This is a genomic window from Sporolactobacillus putidus, from assembly GCF_014647035.1.
Lineage (GTDB): Bacteria > Bacillota > Bacilli > Bacillales > Sporolactobacillaceae > Sporolactobacillus > Sporolactobacillus putidus.
Genome location: NZ_BMOK01000009.1, coordinates 117,417 through 130,420, shown reverse-complemented (window position 1 = coordinate 130,420; position 13,004 = coordinate 117,417). Strand labels below are relative to the sequence as shown.

The following is a 13,004-nucleotide window of genomic DNA, read 5'->3' as shown; positions in this document are numbered from 1 at the left end:
GCCAGGATCAAACTCTCCAAAAAGTAGTGCTTACCGGATAATTTCTATCCGTATCAATCTTTTATACGTGTTCGAATCCATAGCTTTTTTGAATTGATTCAAGGGTTTACCCTTTTTCAATCACGCTTGGCTTTTGTTCAGTTTTCAAGGAACATTCTTTGTGCTTCTTACAAAAGCAACTTTTTAATCATAACATGTTGCTATCAGTAAGTCAACACTTTTTTTCAAAACATTTACTGCCGCTTTTGACGACAAGAAATATTATATAGCTTTCTATTAATCTTGTCAACACTAATTTTTTTTCGGAAAAACACGGCAAGAGATATATTATCATCCTGCCGTTGATCCGTCAACATCCTTTTAAAAATTTCTCCGGCATATTTCCTCACTGCCGAATATTCCTTTTCAGACACCTAAGGTATATTTTATCAATACCAATGCAGCGATGCCGGGAATACCAAGCAATCCGCCAACTGCAGCAGTAGCAAAATTGATTGGGATATGCAGACTGAAAGATTCTCCAATGACATTCAGCAGAAAAAGAAGAAATGCGCCAACAACAAATCGGACAGCCAGTTTTCCGATCCACCTTAACGGGTGGAAGGGAGCTCCCAGAACCAGAAGAAGAAAAAAGAAAACAAACACACCGGCAGCAATAACAAGAAGATTATTCAAAAGGACATACCTCCCCACCCTTTATAAAACGGGTTTAAAAGCAGCCCTTTTAAACCCGCCCTTATCAATAGAGTATATGAGGGCATGTCCTCATGAGAACCATTATTTCTTTACGTAAATCTTCAGCGCGCGCACTTCTTTTAATAGAAACAGGTATTTGGCCTCCGCCAGCTTCAGCCGGTGCAGCACTTCTTCCGAGGGATCAATACTGGAATCGATCACTTTCTTTTTAGTCAGCCACTCCTCTTTGCTGTGATTAAGCAGTTCAATGAGCGAATCCGTCAACTCTTTACGCAATAAGCCTTTCCGTCGTCTAAACATAACAAACAGCCTCCAATATCCCCCATTGCCCGGCAGCCTGAACCGGCAGCCTCCTGAAATTCTTATGCCGAATCTGCTCACGCAGAATCCGCGTCTATAATTCTCTCCGACCTTCCAGAGCTTTCGACAGTGTCACTTCATCCGCATATTCCAGATCTCCGCCGACTGGAAGCCCATGGGCAATTCGTGATGTTTTCACGCCAATCGGTTTCACAAGGCGGGAAATGTACATGGCTGTAGCCTCTCCCTCAACCGTCGGATTAGTTGCCAGGATAATTTCCTTAATTGTCTCGTCCTCAAGTCGTCTGATCAGTTCAGCGATTCTGATGTCTTCGGGACCAATACCATCCATCGGAGAAATCACACCGTGAAGCACATGATACAATCCGTGATAATCACGCATTTTTTCAAGAGCTACCACATCTTTCGGATCCTGAACGACACAAATCGTCGAATGATCCCGCGATGAATCGTCACAGATTGGACAAGGATCGCGATCGCTGATATTCTGGCAGACAGAGCAGTACATTAATTTACGCTTGACGTCAACCAGCGAACGGGCAAATTCCATGACATCCTCTTCGTTCATTTCCACTGCAAAAAAAGCGAGCCGGACGGCTGTCTTAGGCCCGATTCCCGGAAGTTTCATGAAACTGTCAATCAATTTTGCTATGGGTTCGGGATATTGCATCACCGCACCCCCTTCCAGAGGTTTTTCAAACTATCAGCGAATGATCAGCAGCGAATTCCTCCTACCGCTCATTTCCCGGTCCTCGAAATTCGCTGCTCCAGCTGTTCTGCTTTCATTCTTTTTCAAATACTTCCCGGTTTAAAATCCCGGCAGGTTCAATCCCTTCGTGAATTTGCCGAGCCGCTGACTCGCCAGTTCATCCGCTTTGACCAGCGCATCATTCACTGCAGCCAGTATAAGATCTTCAAGCATTTCAACATCTTCTGGATCGACAACTTCCGGATTAATCGTGACGTCAACGACTTGCTTATGTCCGTTCGCCTTCACTTTGACAGCTTCTCCGCCGGCAGTCCCTTCGACCATTTCATCTTTTAATTTTTCCTGTTCTTCAGCCATCTGTTTCTGCATTTTCTGCACTTGACGCATCATATTGTTCATATTTCCCCGCATCATTTAAATCGCCTCCGCTATCGTATTTTAATCTTTTATATCAAGTAAATCAGGACCGACTAATTTTTTTGCTTCCGCGATCATCGGATCTTCCTTCGGCTCTTCGCCGTTTTCCTCTGCTGCCGTTTTCGATCGCTTAATGTACTCCCTTTTCAGTTTTTCCCACTTATCTTCAGGGACAGGATACATGGTCTTGCTCTTCTGAGTCACGTCCTGAAGAATCGATTGCACCATTTCCAGAATATGACTCTTATTTTCCATAACCATCTGGCAGTGAAAATCATATTTAAACGCCTGGATGAAACCGTCGGGAGAGCTTGCCACAGGCTTGCTTTCAAGCATCCAGGCATGAGCCGCCACATTCTGCGCACGAACTCTCGCCATGACATTCGCCCATACGGATCTCAGCTCGAGCAGTTCATCTTTGGTCGCCGAATCCAGCACCCGGTTGATATTCGTTACCGGAATCCGCAGTTCGCTGTTTCTTCCGCTTCTCCGGCTACGCGCTGCTTCTTCCGGAACATGATCCGCGGGTCTGCTTCTCAAAGGCTCCGGCATATCTTTGATCTGTCTTTCAAGGGCCTCCACCCTCTTTTCCAGTGCGGCTTCTTCGGATGGGGCCTGATCGCTTCGAATCGGCCGCTCAGAGGACTGGCAAAGTTTCACAATCGCCATTTCCAGAAAGATACGCGGATGATTGGTCCTTTTCATCTCAAGAAAAGCTTCATTCAACCGCCTGATTATCTCATACAGGCGGTCTACGTCTGTTTTCTTTGCCTGTTCACGAAATGCTTCATCCACATGGGGACGGCTCAGCACATCTTCCAGATCAGGTGATGTCTGGTAGAGCAGTAGATCACGGTAATAAAAAATCAGCTGTTCGATCAGCCTGAGCGGATCTTTTCCCTGATCAAGAAGAATGCCTGTTTTGTTAATAGCCCGCACCGCATCATTGGCACCAAGCGATTCAACCAGCTCACGAATCAGCTGATCGGCGACCATTCCGGTGACTTCCAGCACGTCCTGCACCGTGATTTTCCCTTCACTGTAGGCAGCCGTCTGATCCAGAACGCTCAGCGCGTCGCGCATCCCGCCTTCGCTGGCCTTGGCGATCAGCTGAAGCGCCTCTTCCTCCGCTTCAATATGCTGGTCATGAACAACAAATTCCAGACGCCCGGCAATTGCCGAAGCCGGAATGCGACGAAAATCGAACTGCTGGCAGCGCGATATAATCGTCAGCGGAATTTTCTGCGGCTCTGTTGTCGCCAAAATAAAGACAACGTGCTCAGGAGGCTCTTCAAGCGTTTTTAAAAGCGCGTTAAAAGCGCCCGTCGACAGCATATGCACTTCATCAATGATGTACACTTTATAACGTACTTCACTCGGTGCATATTTCACTTTGTCGCGTATTTCGCGGATCTCATCAACACCGTTGTTTGACGCGGCATCGATTTCGATCACATCGGCGATGCTTCCGTCTGTAATTCCGCGGCAGGCCGCGCATTCGTTGCACGGCTCGGCAACCGGCGCGTGCTCGCAGTTAATCGCCTTAGCCAGGATCTTTGCGGCACTTGTTTTTCCGGTTCCGCGCGGGCCGGTAAAAAGATAGGCATGAGAAAATTGCTGCTTGACCAGGGCGTTCTCCAGCGTCTGAGTGATGTGATTCTGCCCGGCGATATCGTGAAAAGTCCGGGGCCTGTAGACTCTGTATAGCGCCTGGTAGCCCATGGTTCATCCCCCTTTCGCCGTCCAAGATAAGCGATAATTGTTTTATAATCCCATTATACCGATAACGGGCAGTGAAGTGAACCGAGGCATCGCGAACCCCGTTATTTATGAACAAAGGCTATCGAAAACAGTGTTCCGATAGCCTTTGCGTTTTATTTTTTTAACGCCGTGCACCTTTTGTCGATCCGGGCGCCATAAGCGCTTCTCAAGTCGTTGGCTCAGTCCAGGTAGCCCCGCGGCACACGAAAGGTCTCACTTACTGCTGCTTCCTTCCGGACCTGACAGGGTTCATGAGTTTCCATTGCGCAGGACCCAAACGTCAGCACCACGTGTTTAAGGCTGCCCTACAGCGTCCGGACCTCGCAAAAGGAATTCAACCTCGCTATAGCGGATTGCGAGTTACAGGGCACCGCTGCCTCCCCGTCTAGCACGGCTAATTTTATAACGATACAAAATCTGGTTTGGAAACCAGTGTCGATCTATAAATTAATTAAATGGCGGAGGCGAGAGGATTTGAACCCCCGCGGCGCCGAACGACGCCCTAACTGATTTCGAGTCAGTCCCCTTCAGCCACTTGGGTACGCCTCCATGCCAAATTCCGTAACGCTGACTAGTTTAACACATATTACGGACCGATACAAGCACAGAATTGATTTGGCATTTTTCCGCCCTTATCCCGATTTTTTCTGATCACGGCGCAGCGATCTGAAAAAATCGGTAAGCAGGCTGCCGCATTGCTCCCGCAGCACTCCGCCCACCACTTCCGCCTGGTGATTGAAACGCCGGTCCTGAATGAGATTCATCAGTGTGCCTGCGCATCCCGCCTTGGGATCGGACGCGCCGAAAACCACCTTGTCAAGCCGTGAAAGAACGGCTGCCCCGGCGCACATCGGACACGGCTCCAAAGTAACATAGAGCGTGCAGCCGGACAGGCGCCACGTCTTCAGCTTCCGGCTTGCGGCCTGAATCGCCAGGCATTCGGCATGCGCGGTCGACTCCTGAAGCGACTCCCGCAGGTTATAGGCGCTTGCGATCACTTCACTGTTTCGGACAATGACGGCTCCAATCGGAACCTCACCAATCGCTTCCGCTTTTTTCGCTTCGCCAATCGCCAGCTCCATAAACCGCTCATCTTCTGCAGTCATTTTTTTCTCCCCCCGCTTCAGATCCCTGTCCAGAAGTATACAAGAGTTTATGAATCGAATCAAATATACACCGACAAAACGATTTGTCCGGGATTGTGGTTAAAAAAACGGATATAAGCATAAAGAAAAATTTGACGAAGCCAAGCCCTGGCACAGGCCGAGCCTTAGTTGCGGGGGCCAGGACGGCCTAATGCCGAACATGCCACAGGACGCGGCGATCTGTGCGGTCGCTTACACTGATAATCCTTAAAATTTTTATACTTTCCATAGTGCAAAAAAAAGCACTCCAAATCCGAGTGCCCGTAAAATTTTTCTGAACGATTCACCTGTTAACTGATGATTACTCTGTCTCATTCTTCATTGGACAGCCGGAACTTGTTGATCAGCGCAAAGAACAGGCTGAGCAGAACGCCGATAACCGTAGCCAGCCCCATGCCGTTCAAAGCGACTTTGCCAATGTTGATCGTTGCCCCACTGATCCCGGTCGCAAAGATGACCGTACTGAGAATTATATTCTGAGACTTGGCGAAGTCCACTTTCGACTCGACAAGAATACGAAACCCGTTCGTTGCAATAACGCCGAACAGAATCAGTGAAATTCCGCCAATAACGGCCGGCGGTATCGTTGATATCAGAGCGGATAATTTCCCGACAAACGAAAGGACGATCGCAAAAACGGCCGCGCCGCCGATAATCCATGTGGAGTAAACGCGTGTGATCGCAAGCACTCCAATGTTCTCACCATAAGTTGTATTCGGCGTCGATCCGGCAAATCCGGAAATGACGGTTGATATACCATTTCCGAATATCGAGCGATCCAGTCCCGGGTCCTTCATCAGGTCTTTTCCGACAATGTTCCCGGTCACAATCAGATGACCGATATGTTCGGCAATCACGACCAGCGCGGCCGGAAGAATAATTACGATACTGGAAAAATTGAACTCCGGTCGGTAAAAAGTCGGCAGTGAAAGCCAATGTGCGTGAACAACCGGCGAAAAATTGACTAAACCGGCGACCGCTGCAATGGTATAACCCGAAACAATTCCGATTAAAATAGGGATGATTTTAAAGAATCCCCTGAACAGGACCCAGCCGAGAAGCGTAATGACAAGGGTCAGAAGAGAAACCGTCACAGTGGCCGTATCCAGCGACCATTTGGCGGCCGCTCCCGCCGGTGCAATCAGTCCGGCGCTCTGAGCCGCCGTCGGAATCAACTGGAGCCCGATAATGGCGACAATTGACCCCATAGTGACCGGCGGAAAAACAACATCCAGCCATTTTGTACCGACAGCATGGATAATAAACGAAACGATCATGAAAACCAGGCCGACGGCAATGAAACCGCCAAGCGCTGCCTCATAGCTGTTTGTGGCCAGAACATACAGTACCGGCGAGATAAAGGCGAAACTTGAACCAAGGTAAGCCGGGATTTTTCCACGGCAGACGGCTATATAGATCAGTGTGCCGATGCCGTTCATTAAAAGAATGGTTGCCGGGTCGACTTTGAAAATCAGCGGAACAAGAACGGTCGAACCGAACATGGCAAATAAGTGCTGCAAGCTTAAAGGAATGCTTTCTAATAAAGGTAACCTTTCATCGGTCTGAACAACGCGCTGCGTCAAGAAAATCTCCTCCATTTACAATGAATCCCATCTTTTTAAGTATAGCTGAATTCGGACAGACTCAAAAGACCCGCCCGGTATTGCATTTCAAAAAACTTTTCCGATCTAATACTCCATATTATTGCAGAAACGATAAAAATCGGGACACGCACTAAAGCACGTCCCGATTTCTTCTTAACAAATTGTTATTTGCTAGTTGAAACGTTGAAACCCCTCAGTTTTTCGAACCGATGCCGATAAACTGGAGAATGTAAAGAAAAAGATTGATAAAGTCGAGATAGATCGAAACGACAATCATCGGTATGTCCTGATCCGTAAAACCATGGACCGTCAGACGACTGAAATCAAACAGCGTATAACCGATGAAAATCAGGATGCCCATGCCGGAATAAACCATCATCGTCATGCTTGAGAACGGAATAAAGATGCTGAATAGGCCGACAGCAAGAAGCGCAATCAGGCCTAGAAACAGGAAACCGCCCAGGAACGTAAAGTCCCGCTTGCTGACCATCGTGTAGACGGCTATCGCCCCGAACGAAACCGTCGTCACGGTAAAGGCCTCCAGCACAACCGTCGCTCCGATCAGATTGACATAGTAGCTGATCACCGAGAAAAGTGTCAGGCCGGAAATAAACATGAACGTATACATCAACATATAACCGACAGACTGACGCTTTCTGACAAACATCATCATCACAATCATGCCGATTTCTGCAATCGTAAGCGGCATCATATATACCGGAGACACATATTGTCCGAGATACAATCCTGCCGTTGTTACTAATAATCCAGAGAAGAAAGCCGCGAACAATTTCGAATACGGTCTTCTCATTGTCTGACTTGAAAATTCCGCCATGACCGTCATCCTCCTTATAAGGCTTGTAATAATAGTACGTAACCCCAAACGTAAAAGTTTCTCAATTCACTTATATTCTTTTCCCGGTCCATCTAGACAAGTCAATCCAAAAACAGGATTTATTTTAAAAAGGCTTACATTTATTATACAGTCATTTCAGGGAAAAGCAAAAATAATTTGAAAAAGAGCGGTTTCCTGAAAGTTCAGGATCCGCTCTTTTCTCCCCTTCGATTGAGATTTACTTTTGATGGTGCCGTTTGTTCACTTCCAGAATACGCCCGGACTGCGTCTGTTCCGTTTCGCCATTGACCTGGCGTGCCGGATGCTTCGCATGGGCTCCTGGTGTCTGAAACCGATCGGTCGTTCCGTCAGTCAAAGTCGGTTTTTTTGCCAACCGTTATCCCTCCGTGTGATCCTGATCATTTTGTTTCTTTGAATGTGCCGAAAACATTCGTTCACCGGGACGATCTTTAATCGACCCGTCTGCCCGTTTGGAGGCAAACGCTCCTTTCGCCGCCGGCCACATTTCATTTTCATTCTGCACACTGAACATTGTTCCCGGACGATCCGTCAAAGTAAAAACCTCCTTTTCAAAGGTTGGTTTTATTATGTGCCCTTTACCGGAAATTATGTCCACACTCGGTCCATCATTTTTCCTGAGCGGACGAGCAAGGCGGCTCCTATTCCCCCGCCGCTTCCCGAAGCGGCAATGGCATAGGAAAAAGGATTTGAAAGAGCCCGATAAAAGAGATGAATGAGAAGGATAATGCCTGACGCACTGTAAGGGTGGCCAAGTGCAAGCGCCCCTCCGCAGCCATTAACTTTCTCCTCCGGCAAATTCAGGAGGCGCATTGAAACCACCATTTTTACTGCGAAAGCCTCAATTATCTCGAAATGCGCCACATCCTCAAGTTTCATTTTTTGTTTTTCAATCAGGCTTCTGATCGCCTTGACCGGACCGATCGACGGATAAAGCGGTGAAAAACCGGCAACCGTTCCGGAGACAAGGGTCAGAACGGGAACAAGCGATAATTGCCCGGCCAGTTTTCTGCTCATGACGAGCAGAGCTGCCGCGCCATCGTGCAGACCGCAGCTGTTTGCCGCCGTGACGGTCCCGCCCGGCTCAAGAGATCTTGCTCTTGATACGAGGCGCGCTATCGGCCTTTGGCGCAAAAAAGCCTCGTCAACGCTGCGGCCGGCAACAGGAACGATCTCCCGGCGAAAGAATCCGGCTTTTTGCGCGCGCCACGCCCGCTCGTACGACCGAACAGTATAAGCATCCTGTTCGTCCTTTGAAATATGGTGGCGGCGTGCCACATTTTCCGCCGCCGCCGGCATATCGGGATCCCCGATTGCCTCAGGTGAGAATCGTGCGCGCGGTCTTGTTACCGTGCTGACACTTTCTGCCGCGCCGACAAGATAACAGTCGCCCATTCCGCTTTCGATAAACGCCGCGGCAAGACGGACGGCATCGAGGCCGCCGCTGCACTGGCGGTCGATCGTCAGGCCGGGAATGGAATCCGGAAATCCCGCACTCAGTACAGCCAGACGTGCCACGTTCCCTCCGGGTGACACGGCATTGCTGACGATCACATCATCAATATAATCGGTCAGATCAGCTGCAATATCCTGAAACAGGGGGACAAGCAGCTCATGTACGTCCACACGTCCGAGAGCGCTGTTTTTCTTGTAAATCGGTGTCCTCCGGGCACGTACAATTACAGCTTCTTCCATAGAACCGCCTCCTTGTACTTCTCCTTTAGACGCCGCTTGTCAATTTTTGCACCGGCTGTATAGGGCATTTTTTCAAGCAGAAACCACACACGGGGTATTTTATACGCGGTCAAACGTTCCAAACAGTAATGCACCAGCATTTTTTTATTGACTTCGCTACGGTTTACCTGAACAAATACCGCAGCGACTTCACCCCAATAACGGTTCGGAAGTCCGATCACGGCGGCGTGCGCCACCCCCGGATGGTCATGCAGCGCACGCTCAATTTCTTCCGGAAAGATATTCAGACCGCCATAGTTAATCATGCCGTTTTTCCTGCCCTTAATGAACAAATAACCTTCGGCGTCCAGATAGCCGATGTCTCCGACAGTGACCCATTCTCCCGCGTGTGATAAAAACCGGGTGCCTTTTTCCGTCACATAATTAGAAAAAACGAGCGGGCTCCTGACAAAAATTTCACCTGTCCGGCCAGGTTCCGCCCATGACCCGTCTTCCGTACGAATCGCAACGGATACATTGAAAAAGGGCCGCCCGACCGAATCGGCAGGTGCACCTTCTTCCTGACGGCTTAAAGAAACAAAACTGAGTTCAGATGCCCCGTAATATTCGTCCAGCAGGCTGTTCGGAAACAGGCGCGCAATGTCCCGCTTTGTTGCCGCCGCACATTTGGCTCCGGAACTGATCCAATGAAAGGTACCGTCCCATGACAGACGATCGGCAATCAGCGCCTCAAGCATGGTCGGCACAACGGCAACTTGACTTGGAGCAAAGTTTTTTATGGCAAGTAATATACATTCCGGCGAAAAATGCGGAAGAAGTATCACTGTGGCCCCGATATAAAGCCCGCTGATTGCGGCATAAAGAAAATGGGTGTTAAACAGTGAGCCGGCAACCAGGATGCGATCATGCGGCGTCCATTTCAGATCACGGACATTACAGGCAAAGCTGTTCACCCACGATGCCTGTGTGCGCACAAATCCTTTCGGATGTCCGGTCGATCCGGATGTAAAACCAAAGTAAAACGGGGAATCCGTGAAACCATTTCCCGGTTCTTCCCAAGATTCCGTCTCCGCGATTTCCGATTGGAGGGTATCGGCCGACACGACCCGGACGGAACTGAACGCGCACTTTTCTGTCCAGTCCGGTTCTGCAATAATGATCTTCAAACCGGAAAGCCGCACTTTCGATTCCAGTTCGGAACCCCCCCAGCGTGCGTCGAGCGGAACGGCCGTCCAGCCCAGCCGCGCGACTGCCGCAAAACATTGGAGAAAAAAACGGTTGTTCCGCAAATAAAGACCGACACGATGATTGTCCGCGTGCCTGCGCGCGGACAGCCACCGTGCCGTTTTTAAGACAGCCTCCAGCCACTCACGATAGACAAGATCTCCTTTTCTGTCGTGAACAGCACATTTATCCGGCCACTTTTCAGCTGTTTTCTCATACGTTTCCGTTATGTTCATCTTTTCTGTTTTCCTTCGTTCATTGCATCGCTAAAATGGTTATCTTCTTAACACCTTCACTTCGACGTTAAGAAATCATGCATGTCCGATAAGACGGACACGTTCCCGTAATTTTATGGCCAGTGCGGCAACAACAACCGCCTTAATCGCATCGCCAGGTACATACACAATGCTCATAGTAAGAGCCGCTCCCCAAGGAATATGCATCATTACAGACTGCCAGAGAGTGCCGATCGGATAGAGAACGATGATCCCGGCAAATAATCCCGAGAGGATGATAGCCCAGAAACCCGGTTTTTTAATTTTAGACAGGATGAAGGCAATGACAAAAGCTTCGACAATCCATCCCAGAACAAAACCGCCGCTTGGCGAAATAATGGCACCGATTCCGCCTCGGCCCCCGCCCAGAATCGGAAGGCCTGCACCAACCAGCAAAACAAACAGAATCATGCTGGACGCTGCTGCGCGGACTCCGAGAAACGTCCCCGCCAAAATCACGCCTAAATTTTGCAGAGTAATCGGCACCGGAGTAAAAGGAAGCGGAAGCGGTGGCAGAAAGCCTAGCACCGCAAGGATGGCTGTAAATAGTGCAATTTCGACCAGTTCTTTTGTTTTCAATCTTCTCTCTCCCTATTATCAATCGAATGTCTTTATTTTAAAAAGGACGAGAGTATATGTCAACCTTATTTTTCTTTTGGTTAACAATAAACATTTCTGGGCGCTCTTTTCCTTACGATTGCTCTATCCACCAAATTCCTGATTTATCATTTTAAAAACCCGCATCGATTGGGTTTCGATGCGGGCACATCTCTTACTTTTCCATTAAAGAGACTGAATGATTTTATCAACCAGACCGTATTCTTTCGCTTCTTCTGCTGTAAAGAAGTTATCGCGGTCGGTATCCTTCTCGATCGTCTCAAGCGGCTGGCCCGTCGTCTCGGCAAGAATCGTGTTCAGTTTCTTTTTCGTCTTCAGAATGTGTCTTGCGCTGATCTCAATATCGCTCGCCTGCCCCTGCGCTCCGCCAAGCGGCTGGTGAATCATCACCTCACCGTTCGGCAGAGACAGACGCTTGCCTTTGGCTCCCGATGTCAGGATGATAGACGCCATAGAGGCCGCCATTCCGACACAGATCGTCTGAATGTTCGGTTTAATGAAGTTCATCGTATCAAGGATGGCAAATCCTGCGGATACGGAACCTCCGGGACTGTTAATATAAATTGAGATATCTTTTTCCGAATCCTCCGATGCAAGAAAAAGGAGCTGAGCAACGATGCTGTTTGCCAGTTCGTCGTTAATTTCGGATCCGAGCATAATCACGCGGTCCTTCAGCAGTCTCGAATAGATGTCATAAGATCGTTCACCACGGTTTGATTGCTCAATAACGTACGGAATAAAAAAAGATGACATTGTGTTTCCTCCTCGTATTTGTATTCATTTGTTTTCTTGTCTCAGCCGTCATGCCGCCATTACGGCGCAGGAAATTTTCAGAGCGGTTTGTTCGAACTCAGTACCCACTCGGGCCAGGAGCAGAAGCAGAACTTTGTCACTAACCGCTCTTCTCGGTATAAATGTTTGAGTCATTAGTGTCGGCATTGATCCAAATGCGGCCCCTGTCTCCAGCTGATAAATATGCATAAGAGACTCAGGTGTATGGCTTTGAAAAGCCGCCACGTAACGATCCGCCAGTTCATCATTGTCATTAGCCGGGAAAGTGCCGCCGGAAGAAACGAGCTTTTTCCTGGCTCGATGGTACACAACCCGAACATTTCCTTCCGATTCGCCGGTCAGTTCGGCTGCTTCAGACGCATTATAGCCCATGCCGGCGATCAGGAGAAAGATCAGCCGCTGCTTTGCCGACAGCCGGTTGATCAGCACCTTCATTCCTTCACTCAGGCGTTCGGCGATCTTCTCTTTTTCCTCCCCGTCAGCAAAGTGCTCGATAAAATCCGTAACCGTCTCATCAAGGGATACCTTCCGGTGACCGTCAATCCAAGTATTTGAGATGATCCGGTATAAATAAGCTTTGGTTATCGGTCGGGACGGACGCCTGGCCCAGGCTTTGTACAGTTTAATCATCGAGATCTGGAAAAGGTCGTCTCCATCCCAAACCGATCCCGCAAGCGATACGCAAAATCTGCGCATCTCTCCGAAAAAGGGCTGAACGGAAAGCTGAAAGAGTTCTTCCTCCTTCTTCTTCTGTCTAATCCGCGTCCCTTCCATTGACAATCCCTCCCGTCATTTCGGTCTCACTTGTATAAACGAAAAAGAAGCAGCGAATATTTCAGTACTCAGAAATTTTTAAGGCCATTCCCTCATTTT

Annotated in this window: 15 protein-coding genes, 1 tRNA gene and 1 other RNA gene; all 17 read right to left on the bottom strand. The window is 48.8% G+C overall.

The window, feature by feature from the left end; genetic code table 11:
• Nucleotides 1-405: 405 nt before the first annotated feature.
• Nucleotides 406-675: a pro-sigmaK processing inhibitor BofA family protein gene (locus tag IEX81_RS11525; protein ID WP_188803450.1), complete on the bottom strand. Its 270-nt coding sequence runs from the start codon at nt 673-675 to the stop codon at nt 406-408.
• A gap of 102 nt (nt 676-777) precedes the next feature.
• Nucleotides 778-996 (bottom strand): YaaL family protein, encoded by a 219-nt coding sequence (locus IEX81_RS11520; RefSeq protein ID WP_188803447.1) that lies wholly within the window; start codon nt 994-996, stop codon nt 778-780.
• A gap of 94 nt (nt 997-1,090) precedes the next feature.
• Nucleotides 1,091-1,687: a recombination mediator RecR gene (recR, locus tag IEX81_RS11515; RefSeq protein ID WP_188803445.1), complete on the bottom strand. Its 597-nt coding sequence runs from the start codon at nt 1,685-1,687 to the stop codon at nt 1,091-1,093.
• Nucleotides 1,688-1,825: 138 nt separating this feature from the next.
• Nucleotides 1,826-2,140 (bottom strand): YbaB/EbfC family nucleoid-associated protein, encoded by a 315-nt coding sequence (locus IEX81_RS11510; RefSeq protein WP_373292372.1) that lies wholly within the window; start codon nt 2,138-2,140, stop codon nt 1,826-1,828.
• 24 nt (nt 2,141-2,164) lie between these two features.
• Complete coding sequence (dnaX, locus tag IEX81_RS11505) at nt 2,165-3,865, bottom strand: DNA polymerase III subunit gamma/tau (protein WP_188803443.1); 1,701 nt, start codon at nt 3,863-3,865, stop codon at nt 2,165-2,167.
• A gap of 166 nt (nt 3,866-4,031) precedes the next feature.
• An RNA gene (ffs, locus tag IEX81_RS11500) (signal recognition particle sRNA large type) lies at nt 4,032-4,298 on the bottom strand.
• A 62-nt stretch (nt 4,299-4,360) separates the two neighbouring features.
• A tRNA-Ser gene (locus IEX81_RS11495) sits at nt 4,361-4,453 on the bottom strand.
• Between the two features lie 83 nt (nt 4,454-4,536).
• On the bottom strand, nt 4,537-5,010 hold the full coding sequence (gene tadA, locus IEX81_RS11490) for a tRNA adenosine(34) deaminase TadA (protein ID WP_188803441.1): 474 nt from the start codon (nt 5,008-5,010) through the stop codon (nt 4,537-4,539).
• 350 nt (nt 5,011-5,360) lie between these two features.
• A complete protein-coding gene (uraA, locus tag IEX81_RS11485) occupies nt 5,361-6,632 on the bottom strand; it encodes a uracil permease (RefSeq protein WP_188803439.1) in 1,272 nt (423 codons plus the stop codon).
• A 214-nt stretch (nt 6,633-6,846) separates the two neighbouring features.
• On the bottom strand, nt 6,847-7,488 hold the full coding sequence (locus IEX81_RS11480; RefSeq protein WP_188803437.1) for a Bax inhibitor-1/YccA family protein: 642 nt from the start codon (nt 7,486-7,488) through the stop codon (nt 6,847-6,849).
• 238 nt (nt 7,489-7,726) lie between these two features.
• The gene (locus tag IEX81_RS11475; RefSeq protein ID WP_188803435.1) at nt 7,727-7,882 is read right to left on the bottom strand and encodes a YpzG family protein; all 156 of its coding nucleotides are present in this window, start codon (nt 7,880-7,882) and stop codon (nt 7,727-7,729) included.
• Nucleotides 7,883-7,885: 3 nt separating this feature from the next.
• Nucleotides 7,886-8,062: a small acid-soluble spore protein K gene (gene sspK, locus IEX81_RS11470; protein ID WP_229727582.1), complete on the bottom strand. Its 177-nt coding sequence runs from the start codon at nt 8,060-8,062 to the stop codon at nt 7,886-7,888.
• Nucleotides 8,063-8,115: 53 nt separating this feature from the next.
• On the bottom strand, nt 8,116-9,222 hold the full coding sequence (locus IEX81_RS11465) for an acetyl-CoA C-acyltransferase (RefSeq protein WP_188803432.1): 1,107 nt from the start codon (nt 9,220-9,222) through the stop codon (nt 8,116-8,118).
• Nucleotides 9,207-10,682 carry an AMP-binding protein gene (locus IEX81_RS11460; RefSeq protein ID WP_188803431.1) on the bottom strand — a complete coding sequence of 492 codons (1,476 nt, stop codon included), beginning with the start codon at nt 10,680-10,682 and terminating at the stop codon, nt 9,207-9,209. The genes IEX81_RS11465 and IEX81_RS11460 overlap by 16 nt, the downstream gene beginning before the upstream one ends.
• 75 nt (nt 10,683-10,757) lie before the next feature.
• Entirely contained in the window at nt 10,758-11,300 is a 543-nt protein-coding gene (locus tag IEX81_RS11455; RefSeq protein WP_188803429.1) for a biotin transporter BioY, read from the bottom strand.
• 204 nt (nt 11,301-11,504) lie between these two features.
• Complete coding sequence (clpP, locus tag IEX81_RS11450) at nt 11,505-12,092, bottom strand: ATP-dependent Clp endopeptidase proteolytic subunit ClpP (RefSeq protein ID WP_188803427.1); 588 nt, start codon at nt 12,090-12,092, stop codon at nt 11,505-11,507.
• A 48-nt stretch (nt 12,093-12,140) separates the two neighbouring features.
• Nucleotides 12,141-12,905 carry an RNA polymerase sigma factor gene (locus tag IEX81_RS11445; protein ID WP_188803425.1) on the bottom strand — a complete coding sequence of 255 codons (765 nt, stop codon included), beginning with the start codon at nt 12,903-12,905 and terminating at the stop codon, nt 12,141-12,143.
• Between the last annotated feature and the right edge of the window lie 99 nt (nt 12,906-13,004).

Excerpts from the sequence above, each read along its gene's own strand:
- IEX81_RS11520 (WP_188803447.1), bottom strand. The coding sequence starts at position 996 with ATGTTTAGACGACGGAAAGGCTTATTGCGTAAAGAGTTGACGGATTCG.
- recR (WP_188803445.1), bottom strand. The coding sequence starts at position 1,687 with ATGCAATATCCCGAACCCATAGCAAAATTGATTGACAGTTTCATGAAA.
- IEX81_RS11510 (WP_373292372.1), bottom strand. The coding sequence starts at position 2,140 with ATGATGCGGGGAAATATGAACAATATGATGCGTCAAGTGCAGAAAATG.
- dnaX (WP_188803443.1), bottom strand. The coding sequence starts at position 3,865 with ATGGGCTACCAGGCGCTATACAGAGTCTACAGGCCCCGGACTTTTCAC.
- tadA (WP_188803441.1), bottom strand. The coding sequence starts at position 5,010 with ATGACTGCAGAAGATGAGCGGTTTATGGAGCTGGCGATTGGCGAAGCG.
- IEX81_RS11480 (WP_188803437.1), bottom strand. The coding sequence starts at position 7,488 with ATGGCGGAATTTTCAAGTCAGACAATGAGAAGACCGTATTCGAAATTG.
- IEX81_RS11465 (WP_188803432.1), bottom strand. The coding sequence starts at position 9,222 with ATGGAAGAAGCTGTAATTGTACGTGCCCGGAGGACACCGATTTACAAG.
- IEX81_RS11460 (WP_188803431.1), bottom strand. The coding sequence starts at position 10,682 with ATGAACATAACGGAAACGTATGAGAAAACAGCTGAAAAGTGGCCGGAT.
- clpP (WP_188803427.1), bottom strand. The coding sequence starts at position 12,092 with ATGTCATCTTTTTTTATTCCGTACGTTATTGAGCAATCAAACCGTGGT.
- IEX81_RS11445 (WP_188803425.1), bottom strand. The coding sequence starts at position 12,905 with ATGGAAGGGACGCGGATTAGACAGAAGAAGAAGGAGGAAGAACTCTTT.